The sequence below is a fragment of the Leptolyngbya sp. FACHB-711 genome, assembly GCF_014695615.1.
Lineage (GTDB): Bacteria > Cyanobacteriota > Cyanobacteriia > Elainellales > Elainellaceae > Leptolyngbya_A.
In genome coordinates, this window is sequence record NZ_JACJOR010000405.1 from 1 (window position 1) to 5,124 (window position 5,124).

The 5,124-nt window shown below is 53.3% G+C and carries 4 protein-coding genes; all 4 read left to right on the forward strand.

The annotated features are described in order from the left end of the window. A partial coding sequence (locus tag H6F80_RS17360; protein WP_277879193.1) for a nucleoside transporter C-terminal domain-containing protein occupies window positions 1-808 on the forward strand: 808 nt, incomplete at its 5' end. Between the two features lie 100 nt (window positions 809-908). Next, entirely contained in the window at window positions 909-1,931 is a 1,023-nt protein-coding gene (gene chlG, locus H6F80_RS17365; RefSeq protein WP_190792781.1) for a chlorophyll synthase ChlG, read from the forward strand. A gap of 313 nt (window positions 1,932-2,244) precedes the next feature. Beyond that, on the forward strand, window positions 2,245-4,659 hold the full coding sequence (locus tag H6F80_RS17370; RefSeq protein ID WP_347277892.1) for a transglycosylase domain-containing protein: 2,415 nt from the start codon (window positions 2,245-2,247) through the stop codon (window positions 4,657-4,659). A gap of 126 nt (window positions 4,660-4,785) precedes the next feature. Further along, complete coding sequence (psb35, locus tag H6F80_RS17375) at window positions 4,786-4,995, forward strand: photosystem II assembly protein Psb35 (protein WP_190792782.1); 210 nt, start codon at window positions 4,786-4,788, stop codon at window positions 4,993-4,995. Window positions 4,996-5,124 lie beyond the last annotated feature (129 nt).

The window sequence follows — 5,124 nt, forward strand, 5'->3', positions numbered from 1 at the left end:
CATGGCAATTCCGGCTTGTTTTGTGCTGTCCAAGATTCTGGTTCCCGAAACCGAGATTCCGCTTACTGCCGATGGCGTTCCCGACGAACGGGCAATGGCAACCCTTCAGGCAGACGGCATGAATCAATCGGAAACGGTAGCAGGGGAGCCGATCGAACGAACTAGCCCGATGGATGCGGCGATCGTCGGAGCGTTAGACGGCGTGAAAATGGCAGTGGCGATCGCGGCCGTGCTGATTGTGATTTTGGGACTGGTGTCGCTGATTAACCAGTTCTTTGGCTGGCTGGGCAATTTGCCTGCCCCGATCGGCGGAGTATTTCAAGTGATCACGCTGCAAAATCTTTTGGGCGCACTCTTCCTGCCGCTCACTGTGCTAACGGGCGTTTCGCTGGAGTGGAACGAGCTGTGGCAATCTTCTGTCATTATTGGACGGCGACTGTTTGAAACGGCAATTCCGCCCTATCAGGCACTTGCGGCGGCGGTACAGACAGGAGAGCTCGATAATCGTGCCCTGCTGATTGTCAGCTATGCGCTGTCAGGGTTTGCTCACATTCCCTCGGTCGGGATTTTTGTTGGTGGCACGACTGCGCTTGCTCCTTCTCGCCGCAAAGATATTGCTGATCTGGGCTGGAAAGCTCTGCTGATTGGAACTTTGGCAACGCTCATGATTGCCTGTGTTGCAGGGGTGTTTGACACCGGAAGCACCAGCATTTTAGGAACCCCTACCCCTCCGGCTGAGACTGTCCCCAGTCCGACTGCTTCCCCCAGTCCGGCTCCGGCTGTCCCGGCTCCTTCGCCCCGTCCTTAATCTGGAAAGGTGATTTGAGGCGGCACAATAGTAAGGTAGGCTAGGAGGCTGTCTCCTAATCTTTTAACGCAATCAGACGCAGTGATTTGAAAAAACCGCTATGACCGAATCACCGACCTCTCCTCCCGAAGCTTCATCCTCAAATGCCCCTCTAGAGACTGACAGCGCAGCCAATCGCAGTGCGAAAGCTCGACAACTTCTGGGCATGAAAGGCGCACAGCCCGGAGAAACCTCGATTTGGAAAATCCGGCTCCAGCTCATGAAGCCGATTACCTGGATTCCCCTGATCTGGGGCGTGGTCTGTGGGGCAGCCTCTTCGGGACATTACACCTGGACGCTGGAAAACTTTTTGATTTCAGCCGCCGCAATGCTGCTCTCTGGTCCATTGCTGACTGGATATACGCAGTCCTTGAATGATTTTTACGATCGCGAAATTGATGCTATCAACGAACCCTATCGCCCGATTCCTTCTGGTGCAATCTCGATTCCCCAGGTGGTGACGCAAATTCTGGTGCTGCTGCTGGGCGGGATTGGCATTGCCTATTTGCTCGATCGCTGGGCGGGTCACAGCTTCCCCACAATTACGGCTCTGGCGATCGGCGGGTCGTTTCTGGCATATATCTACTCTGCGCCGCCCCTGAAACTGAAGCAAAATGGCTGGCTGGGCAACTATGCGCTGGGCGCAAGCTATATCGCGTTGCCCTGGTGGACGGGTCATGCTTTGTTTGGCGACCTGAACTGGACGATTGTGCTGCTGACGCTGTTCTACAGCCTGTCTGGTCTGGGCATTGCGATCGTAAATGACTTTAAGAGTGTAGAGGGCGATCGTCAGTTGGGCTTGAAGTCACTGCCCGTGATGTTTGGCATTACAACCGCTGCCTGGATTTGCGTCCTGATGATTGATGTGTTTCAGTCCGGCGTTGCTGCCTATTTAATGTCGATTCAGCAAAACTTTTATGCAGTGCTGCTAATTTTGCTGATCATTCCGCAAATCACTTTTCAGGATATGTATTTCCTGCGAGATCCGCTTAAAAATGACGTGAAATATCAAGCAAGCGCGCAGCCGTTTCTGGTACTGGGAATGCTGGTCACTGCCCTGGCATTGGGTTACGCCGGAGTATAGCAAAAACATCCGCAGGTCAGCTTGCTCGGTTGCGCTTTGTCCTGAAACAGATTAAGTTTGGATGAAGCGAAATGAAGGCGATTTGTCTTGTGGGATGCGCCCTAATTCTCCTGTCAGACAGATTTTCAGGTTTTCTGTCAGACTCCTATCGGTGTTGCTGAGCCTTGATGCAGTCGGGCAGAGGTTGGCTATGCTGATGTCTCGCTGCGAAATAGCAAGTCAAGTGCATATCGATGCGGCGATCTGCAACGTTCAGAGTTTGCATCTTATCGTTTGCGGCTTGCACTGGGTTGTGAGGAACTGAGGAATCAACGTGACAGACTTTTTTACCAAGCTTAAAGCACTGTCGAATCGACAGCCTAAATCAGGGGGGTCTCCGGTGAACCAGCGGCGGCTCGTTTCGTTTGCATCGCTGAAAACCCTAGTGGAGCGGGCGAAGGGTGCGGAACCCTCCGATCGCCTGCCCAATGAGAACAACGAAAACGCTCCTCACTCAGGACGACGATCGCCGCGCCGCCGTCCGCTCTATCAGCAGTGGTGGGCTTGGAGTGTTGTAGGGCTGGGCTTAGGGCTGGCAGGCACAGGGCTAGCTGCACGAGAGACGATCGTAGGCATTCGGCGACATATGCCCAATACTGCCGAGGCATTGAATTATGTCAGAAACGGGACGCTGACCATCGAAGCCGCAGACGGCTCAGTCTTGCAGCAAATCGGACCCGCAACCCGCGACAAAGTTACCCTGAGCGAAATACCAGATCGTCTGAAGCAGGCATTTATCGCTTCTGAAGACCGAGATTTCTACCAGCATGACGGTTTAGATTATCAGGCGATCGCCCGTGCTGCCATTGCAAATGCCACTGCAGGAGAAGTCGTTGAGGGCGGCAGTACGATTACGCAGCAGCTTGCTCGGATTGTATTCCTGGGGCAGGAGCGCAGTATCGGACGAAAGCTCCGCGAGGCAATGCTGGCTCACAAAATGGAAGACGAACTCCAGAAAGACCAGATTTTAGAACGCTATCTGAATCTGGTGTATCTGGGGTCAGGGGCGTATGGTGTGGCAGATGCCGCCTGGATTTACTTCAGCAAGCCTATTGAAAAGCTGACCCTAGGCGAAATGGCAATGATCGCAGGTATGCCCCCAGCTCCCAGCGTCTATTCCCCTCTGGTGAATCCAGACATTGCCCAGCAGCGACGGGATATTGTGCTTCAGCGCATGGTGGATGCCGAGTTTATCACGCTGGCTGAGAAGAATCAGGCAATGGCAGCTCCGATCGCGGTCAAGCCCAGTAGCCCGAAGTATATCAACAGTGCAGCTCCCTATTTCACTTCCTACATTCAACAGCAGTTGCCCAATCTGGTTTCCAAAGAGGAGCTAGAAGCAGGCGGGCTGACGGTGGAAAGCACGCTGAATCTGAAGTGGCAGAAAGAGGCACAGGCAACGGTCAATCGGGCGATCGAAAACTACGGTCCGCCAGAAGGTTTTGAGCAGGCAGCCCTTGTCTCGGTCGACCCGCGCAACGGTCAAATCAAGGCAATGGTGGGCGGCAATGACTTTAGCAAGAGTCAGTTTAACCGCGCTACTCAGGCACAGCGGCAGCCAGGTTCGACCTTTAAGACCTTTGTGTATTCCACGGCGATCGCCGCAGGATTTTCACCCTATAAGTCCTACATGGACGGGAAGTACGTCGTCGATGGCTATGAGCCGCGCAACTACAACAAGCGATATCGCGGCTGGGTCTCGATGCGAGATGCGCTGATTTCTTCCCTCAACATTGTTGCTGTTAAAGTTCTGGTGGATGTTGGGTTTGATCCCGTGGTTGCAATGGCGGCGAAGATGGGCATTCAGTCGAAACTGCTACCTGCCTATTCGCTGGCGTTGGGCAGCTCAGAAGTGAACCTGCTGGAGATCACGAGTGCCTACGGAACGCTGGCAAACAAGGGTAACCACATTGAAGCGCACGGCATTACCCGCGTGTTTAATCGATTTGGCAAGCTGATTTACGAAGCGAAGTTCAAGCCAGAACGAGCGATCGATCAAGACAGCGCATCGATTATGACCTGGATGCTCGAAGGGGTTGTCAACAGCGGCACAGGCGGAGATGCAACTCTGGGAGATCGAGCCGTCGCCGGAAAGACCGGAACCTCAGAAAAACGGCGTGACCTCTGGTTTATCGGCTACATTCCCCAGCTTGTGACCGGAGTGTGGATGGGCAACGACGACAGTAGCCCCACCTATGGAGCTAGCAGCACGGCTGCGCTCACCTGGTATAACTTCATGTCAACGCTGACCGAGGAGATCAAGCCAGAAGATTTCCCGGAAGTCCCACAGCTGGATGGACGAGACGGCACGATAAAAGCGAAACCTGTGAACCCGCGCCGAGTGGTTGCCAGAGAAGCAGCAAGCGGTGAGGGTGATTACAGCGAAGAGTCGAGTGGCGAAAGCTCCTGGAGTAACTCTGGCGGAAGCTCCTGGCAAGGTGAATCCTATAGCGAACCCAGCTATTCTGAACCTGACTACAGTGAGCCTGACTACAGTGAACCTGAGCCTGAACCTGCCGCTCCTGTCGAGTCTGACCCTGTTGAATCGACTGCGCCTGCACCTGCTCCAATTGATACGGTTCCGCCTCCTGAGCCTGAACCTGCTCCGGCTCCGATCGAAGTTCCCCCCCCAGTCGTTGTTCCTACAGAACCTGCTCCGCCTGCGCCTGCGCCTGACGCTAGCCTCTAAAGAAATAGGACGTGGGACAGAGGCTCACTTTTCTATTTCGAGATCAAATCCTGAGCAGGGGTGAGGAATCTAACCTGTCTTGGCTCTATAGTGAGGACTAGTGTTTCAAAAATTGAGGAAGGAAAAATGATTGTGCTACTTCAAGCCGCAGCAGAAGCATTAGAAAAAGAACCTCATTTTCCGTTTGCGTTTACAGCTGTTTATATTGTTGGCTTTATTGCTGCGGTTACGATCGGCTCGATCGCCTGGTATAACTCGAAGCGTCCGCCGGGTTGGGAAGATAAGCAGCGTCCTGATGTGGTTCCTGAAGTGGATGCCAGCGACCCAAAGGTATAATTTTTAACCCAGCTTTTTTAAGCAAATTTGTAAGCAAAGAGGGCAGGAGATTTCTGCCCTTGTTTTCTATCTATCCTTATTTTTTATTAAAAGGACATCTATTAGCCTTTTGCATTCATCAGCCTGCCA

What these genes read in the sequence shown, in the direction of transcription:
- chlG (WP_190792781.1), top strand. Translation starts at nt 909, where the DNA reads ATGACCGAATCACCGACCTCTCCTCCCGAAGCTTCATCCTCAAATGCC.
- psb35 (WP_190792782.1), top strand. Translation starts at nt 4,786, where the DNA reads ATGATTGTGCTACTTCAAGCCGCAGCAGAAGCATTAGAAAAAGAACCT.